The organism is Methylobacterium sp. PvR107 (assembly GCF_017833295.1).
Lineage (GTDB): Bacteria > Pseudomonadota > Alphaproteobacteria > Rhizobiales > Beijerinckiaceae > Methylobacterium.
This window is the reverse complement of record NZ_JAFIBW010000001.1, coordinates 2,298,260-2,312,795: the sequence shown is the minus strand read 5'-3', so window position 1 is coordinate 2,312,795 and position 14,536 is coordinate 2,298,260. Positions and strand designations below refer to the sequence as shown.

Annotated in this window: 15 protein-coding genes; 7 read left to right on the top strand and 8 right to left on the bottom strand. The window is 70.4% G+C overall.

Annotation, left to right across the window (positions count from 1 at the left end; genetic code table 11):
- The first annotated feature begins 140 nt into the window (after positions 1–140).
- Together JOE48_RS10790 and JOE48_RS10785 are read left to right on the top strand one after the other, a co-directional pair.
- Complete coding sequence (locus JOE48_RS10790; protein WP_210029734.1) at positions 141–2,891, top strand: phosphoenolpyruvate carboxylase; 2,751 nt, start codon at positions 141–143, stop codon at positions 2,889–2,891.
- A 162-nt stretch (positions 2,892–3,053) separates the two neighbouring features.
- Positions 3,054–4,025, top strand: a complete 972-nt coding sequence (locus JOE48_RS10785) for a CoA ester lyase (protein ID WP_210029732.1) — start codon at positions 3,054–3,056, stop codon at positions 4,023–4,025.
- Positions 4,026–4,323: 298 nt separating this feature from the next.
- Here the strand turns inward: JOE48_RS10785 and JOE48_RS10780 are convergent, their stop codons facing one another.
- The 4 genes from JOE48_RS10780 to JOE48_RS10765 form a co-directional block, all read right to left on the bottom strand.
- Positions 4,324–5,175 (bottom strand): glycosyltransferase family 2 protein, encoded by an 852-nt coding sequence (locus JOE48_RS10780; RefSeq protein WP_210029731.1) that lies wholly within the window; start codon positions 5,173–5,175, stop codon positions 4,324–4,326.
- Entirely contained in the window at positions 5,172–5,765 is a 594-nt protein-coding gene (locus JOE48_RS10775; RefSeq protein ID WP_210029730.1) for a trans-aconitate 2-methyltransferase, read from the bottom strand. The genes JOE48_RS10780 and JOE48_RS10775 overlap by 4 nt, the downstream gene beginning before the upstream one ends.
- The gene (locus JOE48_RS10770; protein ID WP_210029729.1) at positions 5,762–6,499 is read right to left on the bottom strand and encodes a PIG-L deacetylase family protein; all 738 of its coding nucleotides are present in this window, start codon (positions 6,497–6,499) and stop codon (positions 5,762–5,764) included. Before JOE48_RS10770 ends, JOE48_RS10775 begins: the two co-directional genes overlap by 4 nt.
- Before the next feature lie 170 nt (positions 6,500–6,669).
- Positions 6,670–6,993 carry an XRE family transcriptional regulator gene (locus JOE48_RS10765; RefSeq protein WP_245252787.1) on the bottom strand — a complete coding sequence of 108 codons (324 nt, stop codon included), beginning with the start codon at positions 6,991–6,993 and terminating at the stop codon, positions 6,670–6,672.
- 235 nt (positions 6,994–7,228) lie between these two features.
- Here JOE48_RS10765 and JOE48_RS10760 point away from each other — a divergent pair, with 235 nt between their 5' ends.
- The 3 genes from JOE48_RS10760 (at position 7,229) to JOE48_RS10750 (ending at position 9,372) form a co-directional block, all read left to right on the top strand.
- Complete coding sequence (locus JOE48_RS10760) at positions 7,229–7,747, top strand: META domain-containing protein (RefSeq protein ID WP_192707878.1); 519 nt, start codon at positions 7,229–7,231, stop codon at positions 7,745–7,747.
- A gap of 95 nt (positions 7,748–7,842) precedes the next feature.
- Positions 7,843–8,007 carry a hypothetical protein gene (locus JOE48_RS10755; protein WP_210029728.1) on the top strand — a complete coding sequence of 55 codons (165 nt, stop codon included), beginning with the start codon at positions 7,843–7,845 and terminating at the stop codon, positions 8,005–8,007.
- An 831-nt stretch (positions 8,008–8,838) separates the two neighbouring features.
- Complete coding sequence (locus tag JOE48_RS10750; RefSeq protein ID WP_210029727.1) at positions 8,839–9,372, top strand: gamma carbonic anhydrase family protein; 534 nt, start codon at positions 8,839–8,841, stop codon at positions 9,370–9,372.
- Between the two features lie 44 nt (positions 9,373–9,416).
- Here JOE48_RS10750 and ppa read toward each other — a convergent pair whose 3' ends face one another.
- The gene (gene ppa / locus JOE48_RS10745; protein ID WP_210029725.1) at positions 9,417–9,950 is read right to left on the bottom strand and encodes an inorganic diphosphatase; all 534 of its coding nucleotides are present in this window, start codon (positions 9,948–9,950) and stop codon (positions 9,417–9,419) included.
- Positions 9,951–10,061: 111 nt separating this feature from the next.
- Positions 10,062–10,568, bottom strand: coding sequence for a GNAT family N-acetyltransferase (locus JOE48_RS10740; protein ID WP_210029724.1), 507 nt, complete (start codon positions 10,566–10,568; stop codon positions 10,062–10,064).
- Between the two features lie 195 nt (positions 10,569–10,763).
- Between JOE48_RS10740 and JOE48_RS10735 the strand changes: the two genes are divergently transcribed.
- Positions 10,764–11,489, top strand: a complete 726-nt coding sequence (locus tag JOE48_RS10735; RefSeq protein ID WP_210029723.1) for a tyrosine-protein phosphatase — start codon at positions 10,764–10,766, stop codon at positions 11,487–11,489.
- A gap of 8 nt (positions 11,490–11,497) precedes the next feature.
- Here JOE48_RS10735 and JOE48_RS10730 read toward each other — a convergent pair whose 3' ends face one another.
- Both JOE48_RS10730 and JOE48_RS10725 read right to left on the bottom strand, forming a co-directional pair.
- A complete protein-coding gene (locus JOE48_RS10730) occupies positions 11,498–12,355 on the bottom strand; it encodes a prephenate dehydratase (protein ID WP_210029722.1) in 858 nt (285 codons plus the stop codon).
- Between the two features lie 24 nt (positions 12,356–12,379).
- Complete coding sequence (locus tag JOE48_RS10725; protein WP_210029721.1) at positions 12,380–13,123, bottom strand: 3-deoxy-manno-octulosonate cytidylyltransferase; 744 nt, start codon at positions 13,121–13,123, stop codon at positions 12,380–12,382.
- A gap of 322 nt (positions 13,124–13,445) precedes the next feature.
- Between JOE48_RS10725 and JOE48_RS10720 the strand changes: the two genes are divergently transcribed.
- Entirely contained in the window at positions 13,446–14,420 is a 975-nt protein-coding gene (locus JOE48_RS10720; protein WP_210029720.1) for a cytochrome c family protein, read from the top strand.
- Positions 14,421–14,536: the final 116 nt, after the last annotated feature.

Below are 14,536 nucleotides of genomic sequence, written 5' to 3'. Positions count from 1 at the left end.
GGGCTTCAGCTCCCGTCGCGACCTCTCCGGAAAGGGCGCTCCCTTTCGCCGACCCCCGCTGACGCGGGGGCCCCCTCCCGCGCAGAGGGGGGAGGGGACGCGTCGCGCTTGATCGAAAACCTGCGCCACGAGGTGGCCCCATGACCCGTACCCTTCACGCAACCCCCGGTCTCGTCGATGCCACGGCCTTCGCGCCGCCGGTGATCACCGGCACCTCGTCGGAGCAGGCGCTGGACATTCTGTTCCAGGCGCTGCTCGACGTCGCCCGCCGGCACGACCCCGACCTCGAAGCCGTTCTGCACGGCACGGCCGACATCTCGCGCTTCTCCCCGCAGATGCTGGCGCGGGCGCTGCAGGTTCAGGGCATCTGGTTCCAGCTGATCTCCATCGCCGAGCAGAACGCCGCGATGCGCCGCCGCCGTCATGTGGAGCGCACGGAAGGCCGCGCCGCGCTCGGCGGCTCCTTCGCCAAGGTCTTCTCCGACGCGCGCGCCCAGGGCGTCCCCGCGGACAAGATCCAGGCGCTGCTCAGCGAGCTGCGGATCCGCCCGACGCTGACCGCGCACCCGACCGAGGGCAAGCGGGTCACGGTGCTGGAGAAGTTCCGCCGGATCTATCTCGTGCTGCGCGAGCTGGAGATGCCGCGCTGGACCGATCGCGAGCGCAACGGGCTCATGAACGAGCTGCGCGACCAGATCGAGCTGGTCTGGATGACGGGCGAGCTGCACCTGGAGAAGGCGACGGTCGAGCGCGAGGTGGCCTGGGGGCTGCACTTCTTCGACGAGACCCTGTTCGAGATGCTGCCCGAGACCCTGGAGACCCTCGAGGAGACGCTCGCCGAGACCTATCCGGGCACGGATTTCAAGGTGCCGCCATTCTTCCAGTTCGGCTCGTGGATCGGCGGCGACCGGGACGGCAACCCCTACGTCACGGCGGCCGTCACCCGGCAGACCCTGCACCGCAACGCGCTCGCCTCGCTCACCCGCTACCGCGACGGCGTGCGCGAGCTGGGGCGGACCCTGTCGCTGACCGAGCGGTCGCTGCCGCTGCCCGAGGGCTTCCGCGCCGAGCTCGACCGGCAGCTCGCCGAGAGCGGCCAGGCCCGGGCGATCACCCGCCGCAATCCCGGCGAGCCCTACCGCCAGTACCTCTCCTGCGTCTCGCGCAAGATCGAGGCGACCATCGCCCGCAACGAGGGCGAGCACCCGTCCGGCCCCGATTATGCCAGCGCCGACGGGCTGATCGAGGACCTGCGCGTCCTGGAACGCGGCCTGACCGAGGCCAAGTGCGGGGCCTTGGCGCGGGATCTCGTCCGCCCGGTGCGGCGGATGGTGGAGATCTTCCGGTTCTCGACGGTCCGGCTCGACCTGCGCGAGAACACTACCCGGACCACCGACACGCTCCACGCCCTCTGGCACCAGCGCAACGGCGAGGGCGAACCGCCGGCCCTGGGCTCGGCCGCGTGGCGCCAGTGGCTCGACACGGAACTCGCCCGGCCGCGCGATCCCGAGCGGTCCTTCGAGGACCTGCCCGACGCTGCCCGCGAGACGCTGGCCACCTTCGCCCTCGTCGCCGAGATGCGCGAGGCCCTCGACCGCGAGGCGTTCGGCGCCTTCGTGCTGTCGATGACCCGCTCGGTGGAGGACGTGCTCGGCGCCTACCTGCTCGCCAAGGAGGCGGGGGTGTTCCTCGACGCGGCCGGCACCGAGATCTGCCCGCTGCCGATCGTGCCCCTGTTCGAGACCATCGACGACCTGCGCGCCGGCCCGGCGATCATGCGGGCCCTGCTCGCCGTGCCGGTGGTCCGCCGCTCCACCCGCTGGCAGGGCGGCGTGCAGGAGGTGATGATCGGCTACTCCGATTCCAACAAGGACGGCGGCTTCGTCGCCGCCAACTGGGAGCTGTACAAGGCGCAGAGCAAGCTGACGCGGCTCGGCTGCGAGCTCGGCGTCGGCATCGCGTTCTTCCACGGGCGCGGCGGCTCGGTGAGCCGCGGCGGCGTGCCGACCCACCGGGGCATCATGGCCCAGCCGCCGGGCTCGATCCGCGGCCGGTTCCGCACCACCGAGCAGGGCGAGGTGGTCTCGTTCAAGTATGCCAACCGCGGTACCGCCGCCTATCAGATGGAGCTGCTGGCGGCCTCGGTGTTCGAGCACGCGCTGGCCGGCGAGGGCGAGCGGGCCGGACCGGGTCACGACGACGCCCTGGAGGCGCTGGCCGGCGCCTCGCGGGCGGCCTACGTGCAGCTTCTCCAGACCGACGGCCTCGTCGATTATTTCCAGGCCGCGAGCCCGCTGGACGAGATTTCGCTCCTCAACATCGGTTCGCGCCCGGCGCGCCGGTTCGGGGCCCGCTCGCTCTCGGATCTGCGGGCGATCCCCTGGGTGTTCGCCTGGTCGCAGAACCGGCATGTGATCACCGGCTGGTACGGGGTCGGCTCGGGGCTCGCGAGCTTCATCGACGTGCGCGGCCGGGACGGCGAGGCGACCCTCAAGCGCCTGTTCCAGGAGTCCCGCGTGCTGCGCCTCGTCCTCGACGAGGTCGAGAAGACGTTGATGATGGTCGATCTCGACATCGCCCGCGCCTATGCGGGCCTCGTCCCCGAAGCGGGCATCCGCGACCGGATCTTCGCGATGATCGAGGCCGAGTACGCGCTGACCCGCGAGATGGTCCTGCGGGTCAGCGGCGGATCGGACCTCGCCGAGCGCTTCCCGCTGTTCCGCGACCGCCTGAAGGGGCGGCTGCCGACCATCAATCAGGTCGGCCGCGAGCAGGTCGAGCTGCTCGCCCGCTACCGCGCCGAGACCGACGAGGACCGGCGCGAGGCGGTGAAGTCCGCCCTGCTCCTGTCGATCAACTGCATCGCGGTCGGCTTCGGGGCGACGGGATGAGGATCACGCGCGCGTTTCTCCTTCCCCCTCTGCGGGGAAGGGGGATGCGCCCCCGACAATGAGCCATGCTCTGTCGCCGAGCCCGACGAGCGCCATCTTCACCGCCAGGCGGGGTCTCACCCCCGCACCGGCATCAGAACCGTCACCGAGAGAGGAACACCCATGAGCTTCACCCTGATCCAGCAGGCCAAGCCGCGCCTGCACCGCTCCGAACTCGCCGTCCCCGGCTCCAACCCGACCTTCATGGAGAAGTCGGCCTCCTCGGCGGCCGACGTGATCTTCCTCGATCTCGAAGACGCGGTCGCGCCTGACGACAAGGAGAAGGCCCGCACCAACATCATCCAGGCGCTGAACGACCTGGATTGGGGCAACAAGACCATGATGATCCGCATCAATGGTCTCGACACCCACTACATGTACCGCGACGTGGTCGACATCGTCGAAGCCTGCCCGCGTCTCGACATGGTGCTGATCCCGAAGGTCGGCGTGCCGGCCGACGTCTACGCCATCGACGTGCTGGTCACCCAGATCGAGCAGGCCAAGAAGCGCGACAAGCAGATCGGCTTCGAGGTGCTGATCGAGACGGCCCTCGGCATGGCCAATGTCGAGGCGATCGCCCAGTCGTCGAAGCGCCTGGAGGCGATGTCGTTCGGTGTGGCCGATTACGCCGCCTCGACCCGCGCCCGCTCCACGGTGATCGGCGGCGTGAACCCCGACTTCTCGGTGCTCACCGACAAGGACGAGGCCGGCAACCGCCAGACCCACTGGCAGGATCCGTGGCTGTTCGCCCAGAACCGCATGCTGGTGGCCTGCCGGGCCTACGGCCTGCGCCCGATCGACGGACCGTTCGGCGACTTCTCGGATCCGGACGGCTACCGCTCGGCGGCCCGGCGCTGCGCAGCCCTGGGCTTCGAGGGCAAGTGGGCGATCCATCCGAGCCAGATCGATCTCGCCAACGAGGTATTCACCCCGTCGGAGGCCGAGGTCACCAAGGCCCGCCGCATCCTGGAGGCCATGGAAGAGGCCGCCAAGGCCGGCCGCGGCGCCGTCTCGCTGGACGGCCGCCTCATCGACATCGCCTCGATCCGCATGGCCGAGGCGCTGATCGAGAAGGCGAATGCGATGAAGGCGTAAGCGGGGCCTCAACGTCGGCGGGTCCTGGGACGATCCCGGGATCCGTCGGCGCCCGGTCGAGCGGCACGGGGCTCGGCATCGGATGAAGACGCCGCACGTGTTTGAGTACCGCCGGCTGCCGTATCGGCCGCCGTCGTTCCGGGGCGCCGCAGGCGAGCCCGGAACCGGGTCCCGCCGACGGAGCCGTGCCGGGCAGCGGACACGGTTCCGGATTCCGGGCCCTGCTGCGCAGTCCCGGACCGATGGGATTGTCTTTTCGAGGTGCAGCCCGGTCGAAACGGCCGCAGGCGTTCGTGCCTCAGAACGGCCGATCGTCCGGGAGCCGCGCGGCCGCCATCTCGTCCGGCGTCGGATCGCGGTGGATCTTGATGCCCTCCGACCGGTCCGCCGCGATCAGACCCAGGCGCGCGAACCCGTCGAGCCAGCCGTCCATCGGCCAGAGCCCGTGGCGGCCGTGAAACCGCGCGGCGTTGGCCACGATATCGCGGAAATGCTGCAGCGGCGGGTCATAGGCCGGGTGGTGCTGGTGATAGGCCCGCGGTCCGCCGAGGAACAGGATCGGCACGCCGGCCCTGTCGGCACGGAAGGCGAGGTCGGTATCCTCCGCCCCGTAGCCGGAAAACGCCTCGTCGAAGCCGCCGAGCCGATCATACGTCGTGGCGCGGACCGCGAAGGCCAGAGACCAGAACAGGCCGGGCTGCGGCGCCGGCGCAACCGCGCCGGCGGGCGGGAAGGCCCGCACCGGGTGCGGCTGCCCGAGCCGCTCCAGACCGGCCGCGTCCCAGTCATCTGCGACGGCCCCGGCCGGCAGGTAGCCGATCTCGCAGCACACCAAGCCGTCGTGCTCGGCCACCGCCCGCGACAGGCCGGCGACGAGCCCCGCCGAGGGGATGCAGTCCACGTCGAGGAAGATCAGCGTGTCGGCCCCGGCCGCCCGGCGACCGGCATTGCGCGCCGCCGCGAGCGGCAGGCCGGCCCGCGGGAACGGGACGCGCGTGACCGCAAACGGCAGGGGCGGGAAGGGGGCCTCGTCATCGCCGATCTCCACGACGATGCAGGCATCCGGCGCAGTCCCGCGTGCGAGACCCTCGAGCAGGCGGGTCAGGTGCGGGCGCCGACCCTTGTTGAGGGTGATGACGGCCGTGCTCACGCGCCGATCCCGGCCCGCAGGACATCGATCCGGTATTCCGCCGTCCGGGACTGGTGGAGGACCTTGGCGAAAGGCGCGGCGGACCGGATGAAACCCTCGGCCGCGGCGTCGCCCGAGAGCGGGTAGTCCGTCTCGCCGAGCCAGTGCACCAGGACGAGGTCGCCCCCCGGCTCGATCGTCTCGCCGGCGCGGCGCACCAAGTCGGAGAATTCCGCCGGTGCCAGGAAGTACAGGAACTCGGACAGGACGATCAGGTCGAACCGACCGTCGGGCCAGTCGCCCGGCATGGCGCCCTCCCGGATCTCCACGTGGGGCCGGTCCGCGCAGCGGCCGCGCGCAGCCTCCACGGCGGCGGCGACCAGATCCATCGCGACCAGCCTGTCGCAGCGCTCGGACAGGGCGCGGGTGAAGACCCCGATCGAGCAGGCCGGCTCGAAGGCCGAACGGTAGCGCACCCGCGGCAGGCTCGCCAGCGTCGCCCCGTACTTGTCGCGCTCGTAGGCCGACGACGTGAAGCCCCAGGGATCTGGGTTGTCGGCGTAGATGCCGACGAAATACGCGTCCGGAAGCGTCTGCGTATGCCGGGTCATGCCGGGACCGCGACGAAGCGTTCGAAGGGGCCGCACAGCCGCTCGATCATCGCCGGCTCCAGCCGGAAGCCGCCGGGGTCGTCCGAGATCAGGTCGGTGGTCTGCGATTCGTGGGCGGCCACGGCGTGGGCCTTGGTGGCGCGGAAGGCGGAGACGTCGAGGCGCAGGCCTGTCGGCTCCGGGCCGACCTCGGTCTCGGGCGGCAGGGTCCAGCCCCAGACCGGATACTCGTAGACCCGAACGCCCTGCATCCGCGGGCGCGCCAGGGCGACGATCGCGGCGGCGGCCTTGTGGTCGCAATGCGGGTCGTGACGCCACGTCACGAAGACCGCGCTGGCGCCGCAGGCCGTCGCTGCCAGCTCCACGGCGCGCGCCGCGGCTTCGGCGTCCGGTCCGTCGCTCGGGACATGGGCGTCGGGCAGGCGCAGGAACGTCACGGCGTCCGCGCTGAGCCCGAGGAGTGTCGCCGCCCGCACGGTCTCGACCTCGCGCAGGGTCCGCAGCTTCTCGGGCGGATACAGGTCTGAATGGGTGTGCGAGCCGCATCCGTCGCTGATCACCACGAGGTGCACGCGCCGTCCGGCGGCCCGCGCGGCGGCGATCAGGCCCCCGCAGCCCAGGCTCTCGTCGTCGGGATGCGGGGCGACGACCACGAGGCCGCCTGTCCCGACCAGAGCGTCGAGGCTCGCGAGGGGCAAGGCGTCGGCCGCGACCAGGAACGCGTCGGCGCGCATCAGCGGATCACCTTCGCATCTGCGACCGATGCGTGGCACGCGCAGGTCCGGGACGGGCGACGGATCAGATCGGTCACAGATCGCTCCAGGGTCGTTGAGCGGCGGATTTCCCGCTATCGTCCCGGGCGCCTGAACGCGCCATGAGCGGCGCATTCGGGGTCGGGACGCCGCTACCGATCGTTCTCGGTCGTGAGCGCGTCGAGGCGTGTGCCTTCATCAGGGTTGGGTCGGTCTGCGAGGTGGACGCCTTGCGTCGGCGTGTCGGTGAAGACCGCGCCGGCCGCAGAGAGCGCGCTCCGCAGGGCCTCGATCTGCCCGCTGGGCGGATCGCCATAACCGCCCTCGAAGTCGTGCACGAGCCGCGCGTCGAGGCCGACCTTGGCGGCGAGATCCGCTTCCGACCAGCCGAGCAGGCCCCGGGCCGCCCGCGATTGCGCCGGGCTCATCACCCGCGCTCGGGTGCCGCTCTGCGCACCTTCGTCCGATCCGGCCAAAGTCTCTCTCCCGCTCCGCGATGATCATCCGCGATAATCAACAACGGCGGCCGTCCCCGATCGTTTCCGAGCGCACACGGGGAAGCACGACCATAATTGCGCTGAAATCCTGGCGCATCCCGCGAGCCGCATAGATTCGGAGCGGCCCTTCAGGGGGCTGGCCCGCGCGGCAGACGCCGCGCTCTCCGGATCGGGGATGACCTGAGCGCGGAGCGCGCGAGATGGGGACTGGACGATGAGAGGGGTGCTGATCGCGACCTTGGCCTGCGCCGTGCTGGCCATAGACCTGTCTGCGGCGACGCAGGCGCAGGCCCAGATGGGCGGCGGATCCCCGACCGGCTTCGGCAAGGGCAACCGCCGTCCGGGCGGCGAAGACGAGAAGAAGCCTCAGTACGTGCCGGGGGCCAAGGCCAGCGAGAAGATCTTCCCGCTCGACTCGACTTGGACCGCGGTGAGCCTCAACGGAAAGCCCTTCACCGGTGGCGACCGCCCGAGCTTCATCATCGACAAGCAGTACCGGGCCCGCGGCTATGGCGGCTGCAACACCTTCGCGGCCACGGCCTTCCCCCTCAAGGAGCAGCACATCGCGGTGGGTCCGCTGGCGCTAACCAAGAAGAGCTGCGACAAGGGCCTTGCCGCTTCCGAGCAGGCGTACTTCGTCGCCCTGCGCACCTCGGCGGTGTGGGATCTTGTGGGCTCGCAGCTGGTGCTCAAGAGCCCGAATGGCGAGCTGAAGTTCGACCGCGCCCTTTAACGGCCGGTTCACCACGCCACGCGAAGACGACGGCCGATTCAGAAGGCCTTGAGAGGCCGCGGGCCTTATTCCTCCGGTATCGGAGGAGGCTGCGGATGCCGGTGGGACTCGGGATCGGGCGCGGAGATCGTCCGCGCTCCGGAACGACGCGGACGCTGCGCTTCACAGGGCCAGAGAGTTTCCATCTCGGAGCCCTGTGGCTGGCCGCCGCCATTCCGACCCTGGCGACATTGCTCCTGATCGTCCGCCTCGCGAGCTGAGCCGCGGGGCCCGGCGCGGCGGAATCTGATTATTTCGTGTCGATCCGGTCGCGCACGCCCTCGATGGTCACGGGCTCTCTGATCCTGCTTGGGGCCTGGACGTTTGCCGCCACGGGCGGAAACAGCGACGCGAGCCCTGCGGCGACACCGTAGAGGACAGGGTCGGCCTGCAGCCCGGACCGGGGTGGTTGAAGGTCACTTGCGAGCAGGGTCTGCCTGCGAGCCTGACGCGCATTCGCCGGCATCTCTCCGCGTCCTCGTAGCTATCATTCGGTGCTTCGCGAAGACTCAATCCTGTATGCCGGGTTTTGTTGCCGAGGCCGGCGGGAATCTTTCCTGGGCAGAACTGAAAACGATTCCGGTGTGTTGCAAAGGGCGCGGTGATCTCAGCCGCGACGCCGAAGAACGATCGTCGAATTCGTGTCGCGTGCCGGGCAGGCTGCCGGAACAACACTCATGACCGCGGCGCTCGGGCAGCGAGCCCGACATCTCTGGGCCGCCTCGATCTGGTCGAGTCCACAGGCATCGGCGAAGCAGAATGTCCCGAGATCCTCGCAGGTTGCCAGAAACCCGTTCCGCGGTGCGGCCTGACGCAGATCCGCCGCCGACGCGCCCTGGATCGCGAGGAGCCCCGCGAGCCCGATCCATCCTGAGATCCGCGCCATCCGTGAGCCCAATCCGCGTCTCGCCTACCCGAGCGCCCTGACTAGCATTGGCAGCCCGTTCGGACCGTGCCATTCCCGCGACAGACGACGGTCGTCTCCGGTCACGGCCCGTGCCGGCTGCCGGGGTAGCACCGTTCTGCGGACGACGCCTCGCTGAAAGGCCGCCATGCCCCTCTACGCCCTCGACAATCACGTGCCGGACCTCGCCGATCCCGACCGGGTCTGGATCGCCCCCGACGCGCAGGTGATCGGCCGGGTCCATCTCGGCCTCGATGTCGGGATCTGGTTCGGGGCGGCCCTGCGCGGCGACAACGAGCCGATCCGCATCGGCGACCGCACCAACGTCCAGGAAGGCGTGATCATGCACGTCGATCCCGGCTTTCCGCTCAGCATCGGGACCGATGTCACCATCGGTCACGGGGCCATCGTTCACGGCTGCACGATCGGGGACGGCAGCCTGATTGGCATGGGGGCCACGGTCCTGAACGGCGCCGTCATCGGCCGCGGCTGCCTAATCGGCGCCAACGCGCTGGTGACCGAGGGCAAGACCTTCCCGGATCACAGCCTGATCGTCGGCGCGCCGGCCAAGGCGGTCCGCACCCTCGACGAGGCGGCCATCGAGGGCCTGCGGCAGGCCGCCCTGCGCTACGTGGAGAATGCCCGGCGCTACCGGGCCGGGCTGCGCCGCATCGACGGCTGAACGCGAGCGGCCGCACCCCTCCGCGGGTGCGGCCGCCGGAACCGCTACTTCTTGGCCTTGCCCCGCTCGATCGCCTCCTCGATCAACCGGTGGGCCTCCTCCTTGTCGCCCCAGCGGACGAACTTGACCCACTTGCCGGGCTCCAAGTCCTTGTAGTGCTCGAAGAAGTGCTGGATCTGGTGGATCGTGATCTCGGGCAGGTCGGTGTAGTTCTCGACCCGGTCGTAGCGCTTGGTCAGGTGGCGCGAGGGCACCGCGATGATCTTCTCGTCCTCGCCGCCCTCGTCCTGCATCACCATCACGCCCACCGGGCGGGCGCTGATGATCGCGCCCGGCAAGACCGCGCGGGTATTGGCCACCAGCACGTCGCAGGGATCGCCGTCGCCCGACAGGGTGTGGGGGATGAAGCCGTAATTGCCCGGGTAGAACATCGGCGTGTAGAGGAACCGGTCGACGACCAGCGCGCCGGAATCCTTGTCCATCTCGTACTTGATCGGCTCGCCGCCGAGCGGCACCTCGACGATCACGTTGATGTCGTGCGGCGGCTTCTTGCCGAGCGGGATGGCGTCAATTTTCATGGCGTTTCGCTTCCGGGATGCGGACTGTTTCGCTTCCCAGACCTCTTAGAGACGCGCAATGCCAATGCAAATCTGGAAGGGTTGCCGCTGGGCAACGGGCGCCGGAAAACGTCAGCCGAACAGGTAGCCGACCTTGGGCAGGGGGACGCCCGCCACGCGGTCCAGCACGCGCGGGCCGGCCTTGCCGCCGAGCCCCTCGTAGAACGCTCCGGCCCGGGTATTGTCCTCCAGGCTCCAGACGCCGAGCTGGGTCAGGCCATGATCCGCGAGGTCGTTGCGCACCGCGCGGAACAGGCGGCGTCCGAGGCCGACGCCCTGGTATTCCGGCAGGAGGTAAAGCTCGTCGATCTCGGCTTCCGTGCCGAGGGCCCGGCTGCGGGTGCGGCCGTAGGCGGCGTAGCCGACCACCCGATCACCGGTCTCGACGACGGCGATCGGCCGGCCACGGCGCAGGGCGCCGCGCCACCACGTCCGGTCGCGGCTTGCAATCAGGCGCTCCAGGGGCAGTCCCGGAATGATCCCGCGATAGGCCTCACGCCACGACACATCGAACACCTTGGACAAGCTGCCGAGATCGGCCTCGCGGGCCCGGCGAATGCTCGTGGTGCGCGTGGTCATGGGATTCCGGCCTCCCCTCGTCCGACCGGCGGATAACCCGCGCGGTCGCCGCAGGTTCGATGCCGATCCTGGCGGAGTGAAGGCAAGAACGGCGCCGGTTTCCGGCGCTCGCCCGCGACGGCGGCAGGACGCGCGAATTGCCCGCCCATCGGGCGGCTGGTAGAGCCCGCGCTCGTTTCCTCCGGCAGTACGGCCTTGTTCAACCGCTTCCTCAAGCCCGAGACGCGCTACGCGCGACGCATGGCCCGCATCGCCCGCTTCGAGCGGCCGATCGCCGGCCCCGGCGACCGGCTGAGGGCCTGGGCCAACATGCTGCTAATGGATCACGGCGTGTTCCGCCTCGCCTACCTCAACCGCCATCGGGTCGGCACGGGTGCGCTCTGGCGATCGGCGCAGCCCGGGCCCCACCAGCTCGCCCGCTTCCGGGCCGAGGGCGTGCGCACGATCATCTCCCTGCGCGGCGGCCGCGAGCACGGGTCTTGGCCGCTGCAGCGCGAGGCCTGCGAGCGCCACGGCCTGATCCTGCGGGAATTCGTGCTGCGCTCCCGGGAGGCGCCGGACCGGGAGACCATCCTGGGTGCCAAGGCGTTCTTCGCGAGCGTCCAGTACCCGGCGGTGATGCACTGCAAATCGGGCGCCGACCGGGCCGGTCTCGCCTCGGCCCTGTACCTGATCCTGCACGAGGGCCGGCCGGTCGCCGAGGCCGCCCGACAGCTTTCGGCCCGCTACGGCCATCTCCGCTTCGCCAAGACCGGAATCCTGGACGCGTTCTTCGCCCGCTACCGCCTGGAGGGCGAGGCCAGGGGGATCGACTTCCTGACCTGGGTCGAGACGATTTACGATCCCGAAGCGCTCAAGCGGGATTTCCGGCCCGGGTTCTGGTCGGATCTGGCGGTGGACCGGGTGCTTCGCCGGGAATAGGCCGGGCGCTACTCCGCCGCCGGCCGCGCCGCCTCGCGGAACGGGTGGGCCGGGTAGGTGCCGACCAGCCGCAGCTCGCGCGAGAAGAAGCCGAGTTCGTCGAGGGCGCGGGCGAGGCCCGAATCTTCCGGATGGCCGTCCACCTCCGCGTAGAATTGCGTGGCGGTGAATTCGCCGTCCAACATGTAGCTCTCGAGCTTCGACATGTTGACGCCGTTCGTCGCGAAGCCGCCGAGCGCCTTGTACAGGGCGGCCGGGATGTTGCGGACGCGGAACACGAAGCTCGTCACGCAGGGCTCGGTCCCGGGCGCGACCGGCTCGGCCTCGGGGGAGAACACCACGAAGCGGGTGGTGTTATGCGCCTCGTCCTCGACGTCGCGCTCCACGATGTCGAGCCCGTAGACCTCGGCGGCGAGCGCCGGCGCCAGGGCCGCCCGGCTCGGGTCGCCGATCTCGGCGATCTCGCGCGCGGCTCCGGCAGTGTCGCCGGCCACCACGGCCTTGACGCCCAGGCGACGGACGATTCGGCGGCACTGGCCCAGCGCGTGGACGTGGCTGTGGACCGTCCGGATCGACTCGATCGGCGTGCCCGGAAGGACCATGAGCTGGAAGTGGATCGGCAGGAAGTGCTCGGCCACGATGTGCAGCGGCGAGGTCGGGATCAGGTGGTGGATGTCGGCGACGCGGCCGGCAATCGAGTTCTCGATCGGGATCATCGCCCGCTGCGCGCGGCCTTCCGTGACGGCCGCGAACGCGTCCTCGAAGGTGGCGCAGGGTAGGGACGTCCAGTCCGGAAAGGCTTCCGCGCAGATGATGTGCGAGTTGGCCCCGGGCTCACCCTGGTAGGCGATAATGCGGTCTGTCATGGCGGCGAGGTTTCGAACGCGCGTTCAGTTGAGGCGCCGGGCCTGGAGCAGGGCGCGGGCGCGCTCCAGGTCGGCGGGGGTGTCGACGCCGAGGGGCAGATCGTCGACGATGGCGGCGTCGATGCGCATGCCGGCCTCGAGCGCCCGCAGCTGCTCCAGCTTCTCGCGAACCTCCAGCTCACCCGGGGGCAGGGCCACGAAGCGGGTCAGGGCGGTGCGCCGGTAGGCGTAGAGGCCGATATGGTGCCAGAGCGGCCCGTCGCCCCAGGGGGCGCGGGCGCGGGTGAAGTAGAGCGCGCGCAGGCGGCCGGGGCCGACCTGGTGGCCGACCAGCTTGACCACGTTCGGGTTGTCGGCTTCGTGCGGATCAACGATTGGGGCGCAGAGGGTGACGATGTCGACCGTCCGGTCGGCGAGCGGCAGGACGGCCGCGCCGATGATCGCCGGATCGATGGTCGGCAGGTCGCCCTGCACGTTCACCACCACGTCGTGGCGCCCCTCCGGATCGACGATCTCCAGCGCCTCCGCGAGCCGGTCGGAGCCCGACGGGTGGTCGGCCCGGGTCATCACCGCGAGCCCGCCCGCCGCCTCCACGGTCCGGGCGATCTCGGCCGTGTCGGTGGCGACCACAACGGGGCCGATCCCGGCCTCGACGGCCCGGCGCCAGACATGGACGATCATGGCCTCGCCGGCGATGTCGGCCAGCGGCTTGTTCGGCAGGCGGGTCGCCGCGAGGCGGGCCGGGATCAGGACCAGGGGATCGGACATGCGAAATCGGACCTGGGCGCGGGCACGTGCTGCCCGCGCCGGGAATCGGCCGGCTGCTTAACAGGCCCGTCCCCGGTTGTCGTCCCCCGGGACCGGCGGACGGCGCACGTAGAGAAAAGATGCCGCAACGAGGCCGCCGGGTGACAAGCTGGACAATTCGGTGGAACAATCCTGCGCCGGAGCGCCGCGGATGGCCCCGGCGGCATTGTCAGGAGCGGTCCGGAACGGCTAAGGCAACCGCGAAATCTTCCAATGTCCGGTGTCCGTGCCTGCTCGCCCGAACCAGGCGTGCGATCGGTCCGGGCCGAGTCGCGAGAAGAGCATGAACTCGTTCGAGGTGAACAAAGTCCTGGGGGCCGTCCTTGGCGCCCTGCTGTTCGCGGCCGGATCGGGTTTCGTCGCCGAATTGATCTACCATCCGAAGCCGGCTGGCAAAGCCGGCTACGATCTGCCCGAGCCGGAGCCGCAGGCCGCTGCCGCGGCGCCGGAGGCCAAGGTGGAGCCGATTGCGGTCCGGCTCGCAAGCGCCAACGCCGAGAAGGGCGAGGCTGGCACCAAGGCCTGCCACGCCTGCCACAATTTCGAGAAGGGCGGCCCGAACAAGGTCGGCCCGGATCTCTACGGCGTCGTGGAGCGGCCGAAGGGCGCCCATCCTGGCTTCGAGTACTCGGCGGCCCTGAAGGAGAAGGGCGGCACCTGGACCTACGCGGATCTCGACGCCTTCCTGACCAATCCGAAGGGGTACGCGAAAGGCACCAAGATGGCCTTCGCCGGCATCGCCTCGCCGCAGGAGCGCGCGAACGTGATCGCCTATCTGCGTTCGAACGCGGATGATCCCAAGCCGCTGCCCGCCGTCGAGAAGAGCGACGCGCCGCCTGCGGCCGAGCCGGCGGCGGCGAAGCCCGAGGACAAGCCTGCTGCCGACAAGCCGTCCGCCGCAAAGCCGGCCGCATCGAAGCCGTCCGAGGGCAAGGAGAGCCCGGCCAAGCCGGCCGACACCAGCACGGCCAAGCCGGTGGAGGAGAAGTCCCCCGGCAGCCCGCGCGCGCCGAGTGAATCGAGTGACCGGAACGCGCCGTCGCCCCCGGCCAGCGCCCATGACGGCGACCAGCAGGGAACGCCGTCGAGCCTGATCCCCGCCGAGCCCACAGCGCCCGCGTCCCCGGCCGCCAAGGAGCCGCCGGCCCAGGCCAATCCCGAGGCGGTCGACCGGGCGAAGGACCTTGAGGTCGGCGGTCCGACCAAGGACCAGAACGCGCCCCTGCCCACGCCGCAGCCTCTGCCGAAGCAGCAGTAGGGCCGACCGGGCCGCCACGCGGCCCGGACCCGGCGGCGGTCGGACACCCTGCGCGTCAGGCGCGTTCGGATGGCATGGCTCCGGGCCCGGCCTTTGCCTTAAAGCGGCCGCGGCCC